A 17,850-nucleotide genomic window follows, 5' to 3' on the forward strand; every position below is an offset into this window, starting at 1 on the left:
GAGTTGGATCCGGCTGCAGTCCGTGGCGGCTGGATCCTGCCCCGAGTTCGGGGGCGTACCCGGCAGCGCAACGCTGACTCCGGGCCTCACGGCACAACACTAGGAGTATCTGTGGCATTAGACGCCGCTGTAAAGCAAGAAATCATGAAGGCTTACGCCACCAGCGAGGGCGACACCGGTTCACCGGAGGTCCAGGTCGCGATGCTCTCCAAGCGCATCCTCGACCTGACCGAGCACCTCAAGGAGCACAAGCACGATCACCACACCCGTCGCGGTCTGATGGGTCTGGTCGGTCGCCGTCGTCGTCTTCTGACGTACCTGCATGACACCGACATCACGCGCTACCGTACGCTGATCGAGCGTCTCGGCCTGCGCCGCTAGCAGCACCGTGAGGCGGTCCCTTCCGATTCGGAAGGGCCGCCTCTGCCGGTATTAGCCCGGCACACCGCAGGAAATAAGAAATCAGGAGCCGGCCGGCGTCGCGCATTCGCGGTCCTCGGTAGTGATTTCCGGGACAATCGCCCCATCTGGCGGCAGGTCCCGTGAGTCTCGATCGAAGACCGGGTGTTGTTCAGGTCCCACAGCTAAAGACGGTGGGCTTGAGGATGTTGGTCGCCTCCTGCCATCTACGCAAGGAAACGGAGGTGACTCTCTATGGAGGGTCCCGAAATTCAGTACTCAGAGGCCGTTATTGACAACGGCCGCTACGGCAAGCGCGTTATCCGCTTCGAGACCGGCCGGCTGGCCCAGCAGGCCGCCGGAGCGGCGATGGTCTACATCGACGAGGACACTGCACTGTTGTCGGCGACGACAGCGGGCAAGCACCCGCGCGAAGGGTTCGACTTCTTCCCGCTGACCGTTGACGTCGAGGAGCGCATGTACGCTGCCGGACGCATCCCCGGTTCGTTCTTCCGCCGCGAAGGCCGCCCGTCCACGGAGGCCATCCTGGCCTGCCGGCTGATGGACCGTCCGCTGCGCCCCGCGTTCGTCAAGGGTCTGCGCAACGAGGTCCAGATTGTCGTCACCGTGCTGGCCATCAACCCGGACGTGCTCTACGACGTTGTTGCCATCAATGCCTCCTCGATGTCCACCCAGCTCTCCGGTCTGCCGTTCTCCGGCCCGATCGGCGGCGTCCGCGTCGCCCTGGTCAACAATGAGCACGGTTCCCAGTGGGTTGCCTTCCCGAAGCACTCCGAGCTGGAAAACGCCGTGTTCAACATGGTGGTTGCCGGTAAGGTCACCACCGACGGCGACGTTGCGATCATGATGGTCGAAGCGGAAGCGACGGATAACTCCTGGAAGCTGATCAAGGAAGAGGGCGCCACCGCCCCGACCGAGGAAATCGTTTCCGAGGGCCTGGAAGCTGCCAAGCCGTTCATCAAAGCACTCTGCGAGGCGCAGGCGGACTTGGCAGCACGCGCTGCTAAGCCCACCGCGCAGTTCCCGGTGTTCCTTGACTACCAGGATGACGTCTTCGCAGCCGTGGAAAACGCCGCGGCCGCGAAGCTGACCGAAGTGTTCCAGATCGCTGACAAGCAGGAGCGCGATACCGCATCGGACTCGCTCAAGGACGAGGTTGTCAGCTCGCTGGCGGGCGCGTTCGAGGGACGTGAAAAAGAGCTCTCCGCTGCTTTCCGTTCGGTGACCAAGCAGGTGGTGCGTCAGCGCATCCTCAAGGACCAGATCCGCATCGACGGCCGCGGCCTGACGGACATCCGCCAGCTTACCGCCGAGGTAGAGGTTCTGCCCCGCGTACATGGTTCGGCCATCTTCGAGCGCGGCGAGACCCAAATCCTGGGCGTCACCACATTGAACATGCTCAAGATGGAACAGCAGATCGACTCGCTGTCTCCGGTCACGCGCAAGCGCTACATGCACAACTACAACTTCCCGCCGTACTCCACCGGTGAAACGGGCCGCGTCGGTTCCCCGAAGCGCCGCGAGATCGGTCATGGTGCTCTCGCCGAGCGCGCCCTGATTCCGGTGCTGCCCTCGCGTGAGGAGTTCCCCTACGCGATTCGACAGGTCTCTGAGGCATTGAGCTCCAATGGTTCGACCTCGATGGGCTCGGTCTGCGCCTCGACGCTGTCCCTGCTCAACGCGGGTGTGCCGCTGAAGGCGCCGGTTGCCGGCATCGCCATGGGTTTGGTGTCCGATCAGGTTGACGGGCAGACCCGCTACGCGGCCATGACCGACATCCTCGGTGCCGAAGATGCCTTCGGTGACATGGACTTCAAGGTTGCCGGAACGTCTGAGTTCGTCACGGCCATCCAGCTGGACACCAAGCTGGACGGAATTCCGGCCTCCGTGCTCAGTGCGGCCCTGAAGCAGGCCCGTGAGGCCCGCCTGCACATCCTTGGCGTGCTGAATGCTGCGATCGACGTTCCGGACGAGCTCTCCGAGTTCGCGCCCCGCGTCATCGCGGTCAAGATCCCGGTGGATAAGATCGGCGAGGTCATTGGGCCGAAGGGCAAAATGATCAACCAGATCCAGGAGGACACCGGCGCCGACATCTCAATTGAGGATGATGGCACGGTCTACATCGGTGCGACCAATGGTCCCTCCGCCGATGCTGCCCGTTCGGCGATCAACGCGATCGCCAACCCGCAGATCCCGGAAATCGGCGAGCGCTACCTGGGTACCGTCGTGAAGACGACCACCTTCGGGGCGTTCATTTCGCTGACTCCGGGCAAGGACGGCCTGCTGCACATCTCCGAGCTGCGCCAGCTCGCCGGTGGAAAGCGCGTGGATAACGTCGATGACGTTGTCTCCGTGGGCCAGAAGATCCAGGTGGAAATCACCAAGATCGATGACCGTGGAAAGCTCTCCCTCTCGCCCGTCGTGGCCGAGGAAGCCGCTGCCGAGTCTGCCGTGACGGCAGATAGCGCTGCTGAGTAACTCATGGCATTTACCCCTTTGCCGCTCATGTCCGCCGCCGGAACGGTCGGTCAGGATTCCGCAGTGATTTCGGGCCAGGCCGGTGGCGCCGTCGTGCGCCGTTCCGTCCTGCCCGGGGGAGTGCGGGTGCTGACCGAGTCCATGCCCGCGCAGCGGAGCGCGACAATCGGGTTTTGGGTCGGTGTTGGCTCTCGGGATGAAGCCGAGGGCCAACACGGCTCGACCCATTTCCTCGAACACCTGCTGTTCAAGGGAACCCGGCGCCGCACGGCGCTGGAAATCGCCTCCGCGTTTGACGAGGTCGGCGGGGAGTCCAATGCGGCCACCGCCAAGGAAAGCACCTGCTACTACGCTCGCGTGCTGGATACTGACCTGCCGATGGCGATTGACGTCATCGCGGACATGATCACCGGCGCTGTGCTGGACCCCGCCGAGCTGGAGCAGGAACGCGACGTTATTCTCGAGGAAATCGCGATGGACAGCGACGACCCGACCGACGTCGCCCACGAAAATTTTGTTGCCGCCGTGCTGGGCGGCCACTCACTGGGCCGCCCGATTGGCGGCACACCGGATGCCATCCGCGCAGTTTCGCGCGATTCCGTATGGGCGCATTACCAGCGCTATTACCGGCCCGATGAGCTCGTTATTACTGCTGCGGGCGGGTTGGACCATGACGCGGTCTGCAGCCAGGTCCTCTCCGCCCTCAGTGCGGCGGGCTGGACAATGAACGACGACGCCGCACCGACCGCTCGTCGGTCCAGTGAGCCCGTGCAGATTTCCGGGACCGCTGGCCTGCACGTGATCAAGCGGCAGGTCGAGCAGGCCAACATCATTCTGGGCTGCCCGAGCATCGTTGCCACCGACGAACGACGCTTCGTGATGAGCGTGCTTAACGCCGTTTTGGGCGGTGGAATGTCCTCCCGCTTGTTCCAGGAGATCCGGGAAAAGCGAGGCTTGGTCTACTCGACGTACTCCTTTGCCTCCGGCTACGCGGACGCGGGCTACTTCGGCATGTATGCCGGCTGTGCACCGCAAAAGGTGGGCCAGGTGATTTCCCTGCTGACTGCTGAGCTGGAAAAGCTTGCGTCGGACGGGATCACTGTGGCGGAACTGAGCAAGGCAGAGGGTCAGCTATCCGGCGGCATTGTGCTGGCGCTGGAGGACACGGGCTCGCGGATGTCCCGGCTGGGCCGCTCGGAACTGGTCTCCGGAGAATTCCTGGATATCGACGAGACACTGGAGCGCATCAGAAGGGTCACCGCGGAAGAAGTCCAGGCGCTGGCGCGCGAACTTGCAGCCGCACCCCGGACGATCACCGTAGTTGGCCCGTTCGAGGAAAACGAAACCTTCGGCCTCTGACCCCTCGGGTGGACTAAAACGCGCAGGTGTGGCGTAAGGCTGTTGGGGTAGCGGCTGAATTATCCGAGCAGCTCGTCCGGGTAACACCAGCGCCAGGTTTCGCCCGGTTCGGCGCTGCGCATCACCGGATGTCCGGTGGCACGGTGATGCGCGGTCGCATGCAGGCCGGGGGAGGAATCGCAGCAGCCGATGTTGCCGCAGGCAAGACACATCCGCAGGTGTACCGGGGTAGTGCCCTCCCGGATGCAGTCCTCGCAGACCGGTTCGGCCGGTACCGCAGGAGCCTGTGCAGCCTGCAGATGCTCGCAGCCGCCGGACTCCCCGAAAGGGGCGCGCGCAGCCATAGCCGCGGCCTCGCCGTCGTTTGTTTCTTCCATCGTCGAATCCAACATTGATTCCTCCACATCCAGACTTTCCAGGACACCGTCGAAAACTTCGTCGTCAAACTCACCGGAACGGCGGACGCTCAGCACCTTATCCCGTTCCGCTTCCAGCATAGACAGCCGCAGCCGGGCATACCGTTGACTAGGCGTTCGCTGATCGGCTTCCGGTCTGCCCAAGCGCTCCCAGGCAGCCAGCCCGCGTTCCTGTGTGCGTCGCCTGAGCATGGCCAGGACTTCCGGCGGATCGTCGGCCGTCCGCATTTCGAGCAGCCGGGCAAGGCCGGCTGTGGTCGCCATCTGCATCAGGGAGGCCTGGCTCAGCACGTCCTCCCGCCGGTCCGGCCCGCGCACGCCGAGCTTTCGCACCAAGGCCGGCAGGGTAAGCCCCTGCAGCCCAAGGGTGCCGCCGACGACGATCAGCGCTGCGAGGATCAGGACGGATCGGTGTGCAAGGGAGACTGGAAGCACCAGAACCGCCGCGAGGGTCACGACGCCGCGCATACCTGCCCAGGAAATGATGGCTGGATACTGCCACGGTGGCGCCGGGTCGTTCCGCCGGACGGCGGGAATCAGGCGGGGAATGTAGGTGGCGGGAAAAACCCAGATCGGCCGCAAGAGGAGAACGGCCAGCAGAATAACGCCGCAGCCGCCCCAAATCCTACCGGGGCCGAAGGTATCGCTGCCGACAGCTGTGATGATGGCCCGCACCTGTAAACCGATCAGCAGGAAGACGGCATTTTCCAGCAGGAACTGGACCGTGTTCCAATTGCTGCGCTGGCTCAGCCGCGCCGCACCGCCGGGCATCATCGGTGCTTTGGCCCCCATGATGAGCCCGGTAACAACAACGGACAAAACACCGGAGGAGTGAATGGCCTCGGCGGGGAGATATGCCACCAACGGTGCCACCAAGGACAGGGACGTGTTAATCGGAACATTGCGGGTGCGCTTGCGTAGCTGCAGCAAGACGAAGGCCGCGCCAACTCCGACGGCGGCGCCACCGCCGGCAGCGAGCAGGAAATCGGCGCCCACCCCGACGACGGAGACGGTGCCTCCGATCGATGCTATCGCCGCCCAGAGGCAGACCAGTGCGGTGGCGTCATTGACCAGCGATTCGCCCTCCAGAATATTTACGATGCGTCGAGGCATCCCGACCTTACGGGCAATCGCAGTAGCCGCGACAGCGTCCGGCGGTGCCAGCACGGCGCCCAGCGCGATGGCTGCGGCCAACGGTATTTCCGGGAACAGCCACCAGGAAACAAACCCGATGGCAACGGTCCCGAAAATCACGTAACCGACGGAGAGCAGCGCAATGGACCTTTTATTGGAGCGGAAGTCGACGATGGACGTCCGCAGTGCTGCTGCATACAGCAGTGGCGGTAATAGCCCGATCAGCACCAGATCCGGGTTCAGGACAATCCGCGGCACAAAGGGCAAAAAGGATCCGCCCACTCCGACGAGAACCAGCAGCAGCGGAACCGAAAAGCTGATTTTACGACCCACCGCGCTGCAGGCGCACACCACGGCCACCAGCGCGAGCAGCCCCAAGGCTACGTCCATGGCCCTAGTCTCTCAGGTTCATGCCCGGTGCGGGCCTAACCGCCCGCGAACGGCGGCAGAACATCGACGACGTCGTCCGGGTGCAGTTCCGTTGTGAGATCCCGGACAGCGGTCTCGTTGCGCAGGAAGCTGCACCGGGACAATAGGTCCGCCAGCGGCTGTGCGTGGGCGGTCGCGGAAACAGGATGCAGGGCAATCAGCTGCTCCAACAAATCGTGGACACGGAGGGGGCCCGCATGCAGCAGCGTTTCCTCGTTCATGCCTGTGGCCGCCCGGGCAGCAGCGAAATAGCGGATCAGCATCTATCCGCCGATCGCGCTCATGGTGCGGTCCGGCTGGACGTAATCCGCGTCACCGAGCCCGGTATGGTCCATTCCGTGGGCCTTTGGCTTGGCCCACATGGCTTCCTGCCAGCGGGTGGCGACGGCGTCGTCGTCGGCCGCCGTGTCGCCGGCGCGCAACAGGGCCAGCAGGTCCACCTCGACGCGCGAGAACAGGCAGCTCATCACCTTGCCCTCCGCCGTGATCCGGGTCCGCTTGCAGTCCGAGCAAAAGGGTTCCGTGACCGAAGCGATAATGCCGACCGTGCCCAGCAGTTCCGCGGAGTCGTGCCGACGCACCTCGAAGCGCTCCGCCGGCGCGCCGTCACGCTCGCGCGGGTCCGGGGAAAGATCAAATTCGGCGGCCAGCAGCTGCCGGATTTCCGCGGCCGTGATCATGTCAGCCCGGGTCCATCCGTGGTCCGCGTCCAAGGGCATCTGCTCGATGAAGCGCAGTTCATACCCGCCTGCCAGCGCCCATCCCAGCAGTTCCGCGGCGCCCTGGTCATTGATGCCGCGCATCAGCACGGCATTGATCTTGATGAGGCCCAGCCCGGCCACGGCTGCAGCCTCCACGCCAGCGAGGACCTGATCCAGGAACGGCCGGCGGGTCAGCTGGGCAAACGTGTCCGGATGCAGCGAATCCAGCGAAATGTTGATCCTGGTCAGCCCGGCGTTCTTGAGGGCCTGCGCCTTCTTCGCCAGACCCACACCATTGGTGGTCAGGGAGATCGGCAGCTGGGGATGGGCCTGACGCAGGCCGGCGATGATGCCCACCAGGTCCGCCCGGACCAGCGGTTCGCCACCGGTGAGCCGTAGTTCACGGACACCGAGCCGGTCCACTCCGATGCGAACTATCCGCAGGATCTCCTCCGCGGTCATGACTTGGTTCTTGGACAGCCAGGCCAGACCCTCGGCCGGCATGCAGTAGCTGCAGCGCAGATTGCATTTGTCGGTCAGGGACAGACGCATATCCGTCGCCCGGCGCCCGTACCTGTCGGCAAGCCCGACCTGGCCGAGCGGCCTTGCGGTCGGATCCACAGCGGGGGCCGGGGCCTGGGCAGGAGCCGTGACCGCGGGCATACCCAAAAGCACCGGTTCTTTCGTTGCGTGGACATGGTCGACACTCATACCCCCACGCTACGCCACCGGGACCGTGCCGGCACCACGTTGGCGCTGGATCGCCTGACGCGTGGGCAGGATGCCGTGGCCGGGCGGGTCCATCGTCGGTTGCCGAAAAGGTAAGGCAGCCGTCGTCGTGCTGGTCCGTTGGCCGTGTACTGTGATCATTCCGGAGCCGACGAAGTTCGGCGTGGGCCGGCTTCTTCCGCCGTACCGACCGCCGCCTGCCGCGCGGCTTGCCGACTGCGATACCACTTGGTTCCGGCAATAACGACAACGGCGGCAACCAGTCCCAGCCTCGCCACGAATTGCCCATAGGACTGTGCCCCGGTGAAATAAATCATTGCCAGCACCGGGGGAATGGTGAGGAATTCATAGCGCCGGCTCAGCACGACGAAGGGCAGGAGCACAAGCGCATACCAGGGGTAGCTGGGGCTGGCGATCAGGAGCGTGCCGCCAATCATCAGCACCTGCTTGTCCCACGGTCCTTCCGGATCCACCCGGTGCCAGACGTACACGGCCAGCACCGCCAGCAGCAGAACGCCGGCCGGCACGGCCCAACTCTGCGGCAGGATCAGCCGCAGCAGCGTGAAGCGCGGACTGTCCTTGCTCCGGTAGCCCTCCTCTGTCAGGTAACCCGGCAGGAAGCCGATCACAGCCCAGCCGCTGGCCAGCAGATACGGCAGGTACAGCACGCCGAACGAGGCGATCGCCGCCAGCACAAAGCGCAGCGGCCGCCGGTACAGCAGCGCCGGTGCCGCGATCGCGGGGATCAGCTTGGCAGCGACAGCGGCACCGAAGGCCGCACCGGAAGATAGCGCCCGGCCGCGCACCAGCAGCAGCACTGCGGCCGTGAGCAGCGCGGCCCCGAGAACGTCCACGTGCGCGTTATTGATGGCCTCGAAGAGCACCAGCGGGGACCAGGCCCACCAGACCGCCTGGTGCAGGGGCCGGCCGGTGTGGCGCAGGAAGCGCAGCAGCAGGACGGTCACGGCGAGGCTGAGCGCGAAGCCCGCCAGCTGGAACGCCAGCAGGCCTGTCCCGACGCCCGGAATCAGCCGGACCGCGAGGAAATAGATCTCCGCCAAAGCCGGGTAGATGGTGGGCACATGCGGCCGGTTGATCGCTGTGCACAGCGGCGTGCCGCCGGGAACGGCCGTGGTGGCCTCCGTTCCGCTGGGGAACAGCTTTGCCGTACAACTGCCGTCAGCGGCCGCCGGCTGGAACAGCCACCCCGGCCGCAGCCGTTGCAGCGCCTCATCGGCGGGAACGTACCGGTACGGGGAAACGCCCGCCGTCTGGACAATCCCATCCCAGGCATACCGGGCCGCGTCGTTGCTGGTGGCCGGAGCTGCGGATATGGCCACAGCACCGAGCAGCAGAGATCCGAGGACGACGACGGCGGCCGCACGGCGGGCGGGAATGCGGCGGACCGCCACCGCGGTGGGAACAAAGACGGCCCACGCTGCCAGGGTGCCGACCGGAGAAACCCATTCCGCCCCGGCGTCCTGGGTTACGGTCCAGAAGATGACGGTGGCGAGCCCGAAGAGCAGGGCCAGCGGGAGCAGCCACTGGCGCAGCGCCGAGTTGTCGCCACCTGGCCCATCCGGTGTTTCGCTCACATACCGATCCTGCACCGTCACGGCCGTCAGCGGTAGCAGGAACGGCCCACCGTTCGGATTTCTTGAGGTCTCAATGGGGTGCCGGGGGCGCCAGAATCAAGCCAACATCTGACATCCGCCATCCGACATCCGCCATCACGCTGCGGATGTCGGCCAGGATGCGTGCACCTGCGCCGCCCGAAAAGATCAAGCCTTCCCAAACCATGGAGGACGCCGTTGAAGTTTCGGGGAGGTGTTTCGCTTGCGTTGCCGGTGTTCGGCGATCACGACACCGGCGGTGGTCGCGGCCGCAAGACCCAGGAGGAACCCCAGCAAATTCAGCGCGTAGGGCAGGGTCAACGCGGTGGGCGTCCCGGTGCGGGGCGCCGTATAAATCAGTGGCAGTACAACGAGCAGGACGACCCCGCCAATGATGAGGGCCAAACGGATCAGGTACCTTCCGGTCCGTGAGAGTTTCCGGGCAAGAAATACCGTGACGGCTCCTAGGATGAGCATACCCGGTACTAATAGACCGTCATGAAGAATCACGCTGCCGGCCAGCCACACTATGATCCCTACGATCTGGCCCGGCGGCACCCTCGTCGCAATCCCGTAGATTCCCCAAGCCAGGGGCAGGAGGCCAAGGATTATGAGGAGGATCCGGGCCTTTCTTAAACTGCTCATCCCTACCGCACCGCCAGACTGGACAGCCACTTTGTCTGCAGCACACCGGGCCGGTTGGGGGCGATCAGGCGTGCCGGGTAGCCGTGTTCAAGGTCCAAGGGCTGACCATTGACGTCCAGGGCGATGAGGGTCAGCTCATCCCATGCGTACTCGCGTGGTACCTGGGCCCCGGTGTAGGCGCCCTCGGTTTCCAGGGAACGGACCTCGGCCGCTTGCCGGGGATCGGCCCCCACCATGGCCAGAAGCTCGCGGACGCGAACACCGCCCCAGCGCGCGTTTTGGCTCCAACCCTCTACACAGGCGATCGGCAGAACCACCTCGGTTTGCGGCATCGCACGGAGTTCGGCCAGGGTGAACATGCGTGTGAGGTCCTTATTGATGACATTAAGGGCCCATGCGGGATCCGTGGCGGGTGCGTGGATCTTCGCCTCCGAGGCCGTCCGGTTCACCGGCAGTGCGGCCGGGCCTTCCCCGGGCGGCGCGGCGCGAACAGATCGACGGAGCCCAGGGCAGGAATCGACTGACCGACCGTGGTCACGGTCAAAACCGCCGCCGCGGCGACAACTGCGCCCACGAAGCCGCGGCGCGAGGTCAGCACTTCGTGCTCGACGACCGTGGCGGGACGGGAGGCCCGCCAGTGTGCATGGATAAGGGGCAGTTTCACCCCGATATGGATGGCCAACGACCCAACGATAATCCAGGCCAACCAGAAGTGCACCTCGCGGAAACTGAATGGCCACGGATGCCACTTATAAATGTTAAGCAGACCCATTCCCAGTTCGAGCACGGAGCTGGCGACGAAGAGCGCAATTGACGCTCTCTCGACCGCGCTCTTGACCCCAGTGATCACCGGCCAGCTGAAGAGCTTCGGATAGACCGTCCACAACTTGGCCAGCAGGAGCGGAATGCAGGCAACACCAGCGGCCACGTGAGTGCCCTGGCTGAGACGGTAAAGCCAGGTCGGTCTGACCAGCACCGGTTGGTACGGTAATGGGTCCTGCAGAAAATGGGAGTACAACCCGGTGAAAAAGCAGGTCACAAAGGCTACTCCGAGTAACCGGCCCACGACCACGGCCGTCCGCGGGGAATGCAGCGTTGAAGTGAAACTGCCCTGCAGCCACCCAAAAATCTTCCCGAGGAGCCAACCAAGAATCCTTCGCATACGTCCATTCCAGCAGCTCGGCGCCAGGCGGGGAAGGAGGTAATCCTTACGATCTGCGTACCAAACCCGTGCGAAGTCCGGTGGTCGGCGTGGACATCGGCACGCAGCGGACCAGGTGTCCGTCCTGTTGGTGCAGCGCCAGAGCCCAGAAGCCACCGCCGTGCGCCGGACCACGGGAACACGGTGACTTCCTTGGAAATAGAGCTTTTCCTTCACCCTTTGACCGTTGGATCATGGCCGCTGTTGAGCCCCGGCGAAATTCTTACGGAACGCTGACAAATGTGCATCCGCCTCCTTGTACGGGCGACGAAGCGGCGGGGCGAATCTATGCTGGAAGAGTGAACAGTGCGCAGTTTTCCGCCGGACCCGCCGTGGAGGGCTACCGCCGCAGCCTTGTGGCCGGGGACGTGCGGGGTACCGGCGGCGACCGCATCATGGGCCCGGAAATGGGCGCGCACGACGACATTGCAACAGCCAGCCAAGGAGATCCATCATGAGCATCCGCACCAGGTCCTGGCCAACCGGGCACGGCGGGCCGCCGGGAGACCCGGGCCGGACGGCCAGGATCGACCGGCGGCGGCTGACGCAGTGGGCCGGGGCCGGCGGCCTGGTAGCCGGGGCCTTGGGCGTAGTCGCCGGGGAGCTGACCGCCGCGGCCGTTAGTCCCTCGCTCTCACCGATCACCGCGGTCGGTGGGGTGGCGATCGATGCGATGCCGCCCGGGGTGAAGGACTGGGCCATTTCGCTGTTCGGCACCTCGGACAAGCTCGCGTTCCTGCTGGCCATGTCCCTGGTCATCGCGGCGCTGGCCGTGCTGGGTGGGATCGTGGAGCTCCGCCGCAAGTTCACCGGGCTGGCCGGTTTCGCCGTCTTTGGCATCATCGGCGTTGTTGCCGTGCTCACCCGCGCGCAAAGTACGACGACGGCCATCGCGCCACCGCTTGTGGCGGCGGGGCTGGCGATGGTCCTCCTCACGGCCTTCCGGAACCGGCTGCTGGAATGGATGCCGCGCCATGCGCTGCCGGACTCGACAGCAGCCGCTGGTCCATCAGCCCCAGGGCGGCGTAAGTTCCTGCAGTCCATCGGCGTCGGCGCGGCCGTGGCCGTAGTCGCCGGATTCGCAGCAGCGGTGCTGCGCTCGACCGCCGTCGGCATCGCGCAGGCCCGCGCAAATCTGGTCCTGCCTGCGCCCGCCACGCCCGCCGTCGCCCTACCGGCGGGTGCGGAACTGGCCCTGCCGCATATTACGCCGTTGGTGAGCCCGAATGCTGACTTTTACCGCATCGATACTGCGCTGGTGGTTCCAACGGTGAATCCGGACAGCTGGAAGCTCAAGGTCAACGGCATGGTCGATCATGAGGTGGAGATTGACCTGAAGACCCTGCTGGCCAAGCCGCTGGTGGAGAACTACACCACGTTGGCCTGTGTATCCAACGAGGTGGGCGGCTCCTTGGTGGGGAATGCGAAGTGGCTGGGCTGGCCGGTCCGGGAACTGCTGGCGATGGCGGGTGTGCAGCCCGGAGCTGACATGGTGCTGTCCCGCAGTACGGATGGATTTACCGCCGGCACCCCGCTGGAGGCCATGACGGACCAACGCAACGCGATCATCGCCGTCGGCATGAACGGCGAGCCGCTGCCGCAGGAACACGGTTTCCCTGCACGGCTGGTAGTCCCGGGCCTGTACGGTTTCGTCTCTGCAACGAAGTGGGTCACCAGCTTGACGGTCACCCGGTTTGCCGATGAAAAGGGCTATTGGTCAACCCGCGGCTGGTCCGACCACGGGCCCATCAAAACCGAATCCCGGATAGATACACCCCGCGACGGCACTGCACTCAAGACGGACACCGTTGCTCTCGGTGGCGTCGCGTGGGCACCGCACAGGGGCATCTCGAAGGTCCAGGTCCGAGTCGATGGCGGCACGTGGCAGGACGCTGTGCTGGGGGCCGGCATCTCGAAGGACACGTGGGTGCAGTGGACAGCGCGGGTCACTCCCGGATCCGGTCAGCATGAGTTTCAGGTCAGGGCGTTCGACGGCGGCGGTGAGCCGCAGACAGATCAGGTGGCACCGGTGGTACCGGACGGGGCCACCGGATATCACACAATCCGGGTGCAGACGGCCTGAGCGGATGTCGCGGGCGCACTGGTTCCACGCCAAACCGGCGGGACCGCCCCTGCGTCGCGGCCCGGCCCCGCCTCACAGCGCCTCCCCAGTTTTCGCGGGATAGACGACGACGGCGGCGGCCTTGATGACGAAGTAGACGACGGCACCGTGGGCGGGATCTAGGTCCGCAGCGGCGGACAGTGTGACATCGGCGGCCAGTGCGCCCGCCCTGATCCGCAGCTGGTCTCCATGAGGTTCCAGGTCCGTGATGGTGGCGGCGAAGACGTTGCGCGGACTGCCGTGGACCGGCTCCGGGAAGACCGAAACGGCGGCGGGCCGGAAAACCGCAACACCAGGTTCGCCAGGCACGGCGGCGTCATCCAGGACTCCCGAAATGGACATGCCGTCGGCGCTGACGAGCCCCTGTTCAGTGACGGTTCCGGTGATCTGGTTGAGCCCGGCCAGACCGGCGGCAAAGGCGCTTTGCGGCCGTTCCAGCACCAGCCGCGTGGGCCCCTCCTCGACGATCCTGCCGGCGTCGAGCACGACGAGCCGATCGGCCAGGACCAGGGCGTCGACCACATCATGGGTGACAATAAGGGCCCGGCGGCCGGCCAGGACGCGTTTGAGGAGTTTGCGCAGCATCGGCGCCACGGTGACATCGAGGGCCGCCATCGGCTCGTCGAGCAGCAGCAGGTCCGGCTCGGCAGCGAGAGCTCTTGCGATGGCGATGCGCTGGGCCTGGCCGCCGGAGAGCTGACCGGGGCGGCGTTGCGCGAATTCGAGGGCCTCGACTTCGCCGAGCCAGTGCCTTGCGGCACGCCGGGCGTCGGCCCTGCTGGCGCCTGCCGACCGAGGGCCGAAGGCCACATTATCCAGCACCGTAAGGTGTGGAAAGAGCAGGGGTTCCTGCGCCAGCAGCGCGATTTTCCGCTGGTGCGGCGGGACCCATCGGGTTCCCGCATCGAACAGCACCCTGCCATCGAGCTCGGCGTGGCCGGAGCTCGGCCGGAGCAGGCCCGCGATCACCCCAAGCAGGGTCGATTTTCCGGCCCCGTTAGGGCCCAGCACGGCCACCGTTTCCGCGTCGGCAAGCTCAAGGGAAACACTAATCCCACGGTCGGCTACGGCGGCGTCAATGCTAAAGACCGCGGGACCAGTCGTCATGGGTGTGGACGTTCCTGGGCTAAGCGTCACGGGTCCGTCCGGACTTTAAGAGCCCGGATGTCGTTCGGCGGAAGGTCAGCCCAACGATCACGACGGCGATCAGCACGAGTACCAGGGACAGCGCGACGGCGGTGTCCGGGTCGGTTTCACGCTGCAGGTAAATTTCCAGCGGAAGGGTCCTGGTGACACCCTCCAGACTACCCGCGAACGTCAGAGTGGCTCCGAACTCGCCGAGGCTGCGGGCGAAAGCGAGCACCGCTCCGGATGCCAGCCCCGGCAAGACCAGCGGCAACGTAACTCGGCGCAGCACCGTGCCGGGCCCGGCGCCCAGGGTTGCTGCGGCTGCCTCATACCGGGTTCCGGCGGAACGGAGCGAGCCCTCGAGGCTGAGGACAAGAAACGGCAGTGCCACAAATGTCTGCGCCAACACCACCGCCGTGGTGGAAAACGTTATCTGAATGCCGAGCACGCTCAAGGATGAACCCAGCAGACCGCGCCGGCCAAAGGTGTACAGCAGCGCTATTCCGCCCACTACCGGGGGGAGCACCAGGGGCAGCAGCACCAGCGAGCGCAGCAGCCGTTGACCGGGGAACTGACCGCGTGCCAGCACCATAGCCAGAGGAACGCCCAGCACAAGGCACAGGACCGTGCTGACCGCGGAGGTGCGCAGGCTCAAGCCCAAAGCCGTCAATGACGGAACGGACGTTACCAGCGGAACAAACTGCGGCCAGTTGACCCGGGTCACCATGGCCGCCAGAGGCAGGAGAATAAAGAACCCTCCGGCGGCGGCGAAAACCCAGATCCACAGCGGAATGGTTATGGTCCCGTGGCCGCGTCCTGCCCCGCGCACGCTCAGGGTTTCCCAAAACCAGCGGCGAGAAGGACTTTCTGCCCCACCGGCCCGGTGACCAGTGCGATGAAAGCCGCTGCGAGTTCCTTGTGCGGGCTGCCGGCCACTGTGGCAATCGGATAGGTATTTACGGCCTTGGCTGCCTCGGGAAAATCAATGGCGGTGACCTTACTGCCCGCGCCCCTGGCATCTGTGACATAGACGAGGCCGGCGTCGGCCTCGCCGGAGCTGACTTTTCCGAGCACGTCCGTCACCGAGGACTCCTCGCTGACGGGTTTCACTGTGCTGCCTGTGGCCTGCTCAACCTTTGCCGCCGCGGCCCCGCAGGGGACCTGCGGGGCGCACACCACCACCTTCACGCCGGACCGGCCCAGGTCCTTGAAACTGCCGATGCCAGCCGGATTCCCCGGAGGAACCGCGATGGTCAGCACATTGCTGGCGAAGTTGGCGGAAGCGGCCGCGAGCAGGGAAGCAGTCTCGAGTTTTGACATATTGGCATTGTCCGCGGAGGCAAAGACATCCGCCGGGGCGCCCTCGGAAATCTGCGTGACCAGATCGGAGGAACCGGCGAAACTGAGCCGGATCCTGCTGCTTGGATGGTCTGACTCGAACTTTGTGGCCAGGTCAGTAAAGGTGGACTTCAGCGAGGCCGCCGCGAAGACGGTCAGAGTCCCGGACAGATCCGCGCCGGCGGACGCAGACCCTGTTCGGGGGGATGCCCCCGTTGCCGGCGCAGAGCCTGTTCCGGTGGTGCCGACGCCCGGGGAACCACAGCCGGCCAGGACCGTGCAAAGGAGGAGTCCGCAGGTCAGGCCGGCCAGGTGCGTAGGCCGACGGTGCAGGAAAGCCCGGCTTAACCTCCTCGGTCGAATGCGGGCCGAATGTGGGCTCATTCGGCACTCTCGCGTTGCGCCGTCTCGACGATCACGGTCGTCGCTTTCACTACGGCGGTCGCCACGGATCCCGGCTCCAGCCCCAGCTCGCGGACGGCTTCGCTGCTCATCAGCGAAACGATCCGATGCGGGCCGCACTGGATTTCAACCTGGGCCATCACCTTGTCGGCCACGATTTTTGTCACCAGTCCTACAAACCTGTTGCGCGCGGAACTGCTGACCTGTGCCGGGTCCTCCGGCAGCACCGACTGTTTTCGCGCCAGCGCGGCGAGTTCCAGGCCTTCCACCACGGCCAGACCCGAATCATCCTTGGCACCGGAAAGCGTCCCGTTTTCAATCCAGCGCCGCACTGTGTCGTCGCTGACACTCAAAAAGCGGGCGGCATCGGAAATCCTTATCTGCGTCATCTAAGCCAGATTATTTCCTCAGAAGCGGTTAGGCAAGCGGGTGGCATCAGCGTGAACAGCGCAGGCGCCCATCTGGGTATTTTGTGGTGTTAATCCCATCTTGCGCGCCAAAGATCTTGGCACATGCTCGGAGTAGGATGCTGCCCACGGAACGTGACTTGCTCCATGATCGGCCGGACAGAAATGCTGACCGCTTAACAAACCCTTCGGAAGGACTAGTTATGACGATGTACGCCGGTAATGCCCTGAACCTGCTCGAACGCGCCTTGCTGCAGACGGGGAACCTCGTTGCTGGCGTAAAACCGGAGCAGGCATCACTGCCCACGCCGTGCAGCGGCTGGGACGTCAATGCCCTGCTGGCACACATGGTGGTGCAGGACCTGGATAATTTCACTCTTGCGGCCCGTGCCCAAACACCGGACTGGGCACAAATGCCGCATGTTCCCGAAAGTGACTGGTCGTCCACCTTCCAAGCACGCGCACAGGCTCTGCTCAGTACCTGGCGGGAGGTGGACCCGGAGGTGACTGTCGCCGGGCCGGGCGGCCAGGACGTCCCGCTGATGAGCCGCGCCGACCAGCAGATCACCGAGTTGAGCGTCCATGCGTGGGATCTTGCCCGTGCCACCGGGCAGCCCGTTGAGCTGGATTCTGATGTGGCGTCCTATGCACTGGGCTGGGGGCAGCATATGCTGCGACCTGCCTACCGCGGTCCGGACCTGGCCTTCGGCGCGGAGGTCCCGGTACCGGAGGACGCCCCGGTCCAGGATCGGCTTGCCGGTTGGTTTGGCAGGGATCCCGGCTGGGAGCCGGCGTCCGACGTCGGGAACGTCGGATGCTGAGCCGACTATGCACCGGGTAAGTGAAAGGGGGCCATGAGATGACCCAGCAGTCGCAGCATGTTTCTATCGTGATCAACCGCCCGATGGCGGAGGTCTACGCTTACGCCTCAGATCCCGCCCACCTGCCGCAATGGGCCGCGGGGCTCACCGGAAGCCCGGTGCAGCGGGTGGATGACTACTGGCTGGCGGATTCACCGATGGGACGGATTCGTATCGATTTCATCGGTGCCAATCCTTACGGAATCCTGGACCACGATGTGACGCTGCCTTCAGGGGAGAGCGTCTACAATCCGGTGCGTGTGATCGCTGCCGGGGACAGCTGCGAGGTGGTTTTCACCGTCCGCCGCAGGCCCGGGATGAGCGAGGTGGACTTTGCCGGCGACGCGGCGGCGGTCGCCAAAGACCTTGCGGTGCTCAAGCGGATTGCGGAGAACGGCTGCTAGCTGCGGTGGCGGCTTTCCTGGCAGGATGCTGTGGCAAGCTAGTGGGGAACCGCTAGTGAAAAGG

At 65.0% G+C, this 17,850-nt stretch carries 18 protein-coding genes; 7 read left to right on the top strand and 11 right to left on the bottom strand.

What is annotated here, in order from left to right:
• Positions 1 to 111 precede the first annotated feature (111 nt).
• From rpsO to OS914_RS07235, 3 genes are all read left to right on the top strand, one after another.
• Positions 112 to 381, top strand: coding sequence for a 30S ribosomal protein S15 (gene rpsO / locus OS914_RS07225; RefSeq protein ID WP_196396229.1), 270 nt, complete (start codon positions 112 to 114; stop codon positions 379 to 381).
• 273 nt (positions 382 to 654) lie between these two features.
• Complete coding sequence (locus tag OS914_RS07230) at positions 655 to 2,898, top strand: polyribonucleotide nucleotidyltransferase (protein WP_267545374.1); 2,244 nt, start codon at positions 655 to 657, stop codon at positions 2,896 to 2,898.
• 3 nt (positions 2,899 to 2,901) lie between these two features.
• Positions 2,902 to 4,257, top strand: a complete 1,356-nt coding sequence (locus OS914_RS07235; RefSeq protein ID WP_420713883.1) for a M16 family metallopeptidase — start codon at positions 2,902 to 2,904, stop codon at positions 4,255 to 4,257.
• A 59-nt stretch (positions 4,258 to 4,316) separates the two neighbouring features.
• Here OS914_RS07235 and OS914_RS07240 read toward each other — a convergent pair whose 3' ends face one another.
• The 7 genes from OS914_RS07240 to OS914_RS07270 form a co-directional block, all read right to left on the bottom strand.
• Positions 4,317 to 6,197, bottom strand: coding sequence for a cation:proton antiporter domain-containing protein (locus OS914_RS07240; protein WP_267545375.1), 1,881 nt, complete (start codon positions 6,195 to 6,197; stop codon positions 4,317 to 4,319).
• 35 nt (positions 6,198 to 6,232) lie between these two features.
• A complete protein-coding gene (locus OS914_RS07245) occupies positions 6,233 to 6,499 on the bottom strand; it encodes a MoaD/ThiS family protein (RefSeq protein WP_267545376.1) in 267 nt (88 codons plus the stop codon).
• The gene (gene moaA / locus OS914_RS07250) at positions 6,500 to 7,600 is read right to left on the bottom strand and encodes a GTP 3',8-cyclase MoaA (RefSeq protein WP_420713891.1); all 1,101 of its coding nucleotides are present in this window, start codon (positions 7,598 to 7,600) and stop codon (positions 6,500 to 6,502) included.
• Between the two features lie 203 nt (positions 7,601 to 7,803).
• A complete protein-coding gene (locus OS914_RS07255) occupies positions 7,804 to 9,261 on the bottom strand; it encodes a glycosyltransferase 87 family protein (protein WP_267545378.1) in 1,458 nt (485 codons plus the stop codon).
• 186 nt (positions 9,262 to 9,447) lie between these two features.
• Positions 9,448 to 9,924, bottom strand: coding sequence for a hypothetical protein (locus tag OS914_RS07260; protein WP_267545379.1), 477 nt, complete (start codon positions 9,922 to 9,924; stop codon positions 9,448 to 9,450).
• Between the two features lie 2 nt (positions 9,925 to 9,926).
• A complete protein-coding gene (locus OS914_RS07265; RefSeq protein ID WP_267545380.1) occupies positions 9,927 to 10,373 on the bottom strand; it encodes a molybdopterin-dependent oxidoreductase in 447 nt (148 codons plus the stop codon).
• A complete protein-coding gene (locus tag OS914_RS07270) occupies positions 10,370 to 11,086 on the bottom strand; it encodes a hypothetical protein (protein WP_267545381.1) in 717 nt (238 codons plus the stop codon). Before OS914_RS07270 ends, OS914_RS07265 begins: the two co-directional genes overlap by 4 nt.
• 338 nt (positions 11,087 to 11,424) lie before the next feature.
• Between OS914_RS07270 and OS914_RS07275 the strand changes: the two genes are divergently transcribed.
• Together OS914_RS07275 and OS914_RS07280 are read left to right on the top strand one after the other, a co-directional pair.
• Positions 11,425 to 11,583 (top strand): hypothetical protein, encoded by a 159-nt coding sequence (locus OS914_RS07275; RefSeq protein WP_267545382.1) that lies wholly within the window; start codon positions 11,425 to 11,427, stop codon positions 11,581 to 11,583.
• A complete protein-coding gene (locus OS914_RS07280) occupies positions 11,580 to 13,208 on the top strand; it encodes a molybdopterin-dependent oxidoreductase (protein WP_267545383.1) in 1,629 nt (542 codons plus the stop codon). The genes OS914_RS07275 and OS914_RS07280 overlap by 4 nt, the downstream gene beginning before the upstream one ends.
• Positions 13,209 to 13,280: 72 nt before the next feature.
• Here OS914_RS07280 and OS914_RS07285 read toward each other — a convergent pair whose 3' ends face one another.
• Genes OS914_RS07285 through OS914_RS07300 form a run of 4 tightly spaced genes read right to left on the bottom strand, consistent with a single transcriptional unit; the run spans position 13,281 to position 16,504 of the window.
• Positions 13,281 to 14,354, bottom strand: a complete 1,074-nt coding sequence (locus tag OS914_RS07285; RefSeq protein ID WP_267545384.1) for a sulfate/molybdate ABC transporter ATP-binding protein — start codon at positions 14,352 to 14,354, stop codon at positions 13,281 to 13,283.
• 19 nt (positions 14,355 to 14,373) lie between these two features.
• A complete protein-coding gene (locus tag OS914_RS07290; protein WP_420713884.1) occupies positions 14,374 to 15,204 on the bottom strand; it encodes an ABC transporter permease in 831 nt (276 codons plus the stop codon).
• 2 nt (positions 15,205 to 15,206) lie between these two features.
• On the bottom strand, positions 15,207 to 16,097 hold the full coding sequence (gene modA / locus OS914_RS07295) for a molybdate ABC transporter substrate-binding protein (RefSeq protein WP_267545385.1): 891 nt from the start codon (positions 16,095 to 16,097) through the stop codon (positions 15,207 to 15,209).
• Positions 16,094 to 16,504 (bottom strand): TOBE domain-containing protein, encoded by a 411-nt coding sequence (locus OS914_RS07300; RefSeq protein WP_267545386.1) that lies wholly within the window; start codon positions 16,502 to 16,504, stop codon positions 16,094 to 16,096. Before OS914_RS07300 ends, modA begins: the two co-directional genes overlap by 4 nt.
• A 221-nt stretch (positions 16,505 to 16,725) precedes the next feature.
• Between OS914_RS07300 and OS914_RS07305 the strand changes: the two genes are divergently transcribed.
• Together OS914_RS07305 and OS914_RS07310 are read left to right on the top strand one after the other, a co-directional pair.
• Positions 16,726 to 17,343: a TIGR03086 family metal-binding protein gene (locus OS914_RS07305; RefSeq protein WP_267545387.1), complete on the top strand. Its 618-nt coding sequence runs from the start codon at positions 16,726 to 16,728 to the stop codon at positions 17,341 to 17,343.
• A 38-nt stretch (positions 17,344 to 17,381) separates the two neighbouring features.
• Positions 17,382 to 17,786, top strand: coding sequence for an SRPBCC family protein (locus tag OS914_RS07310; RefSeq protein ID WP_267545388.1), 405 nt, complete (start codon positions 17,382 to 17,384; stop codon positions 17,784 to 17,786).
• The last annotated feature ends 64 nt before the right edge of the window (positions 17,787 to 17,850 follow it).

The sequence above is a fragment of the Arthrobacter endolithicus genome (assembly GCF_026627425.1).
Taxonomy (GTDB): Bacteria; Actinomycetota; Actinomycetes; order Actinomycetales; family Micrococcaceae; genus Arthrobacter_M.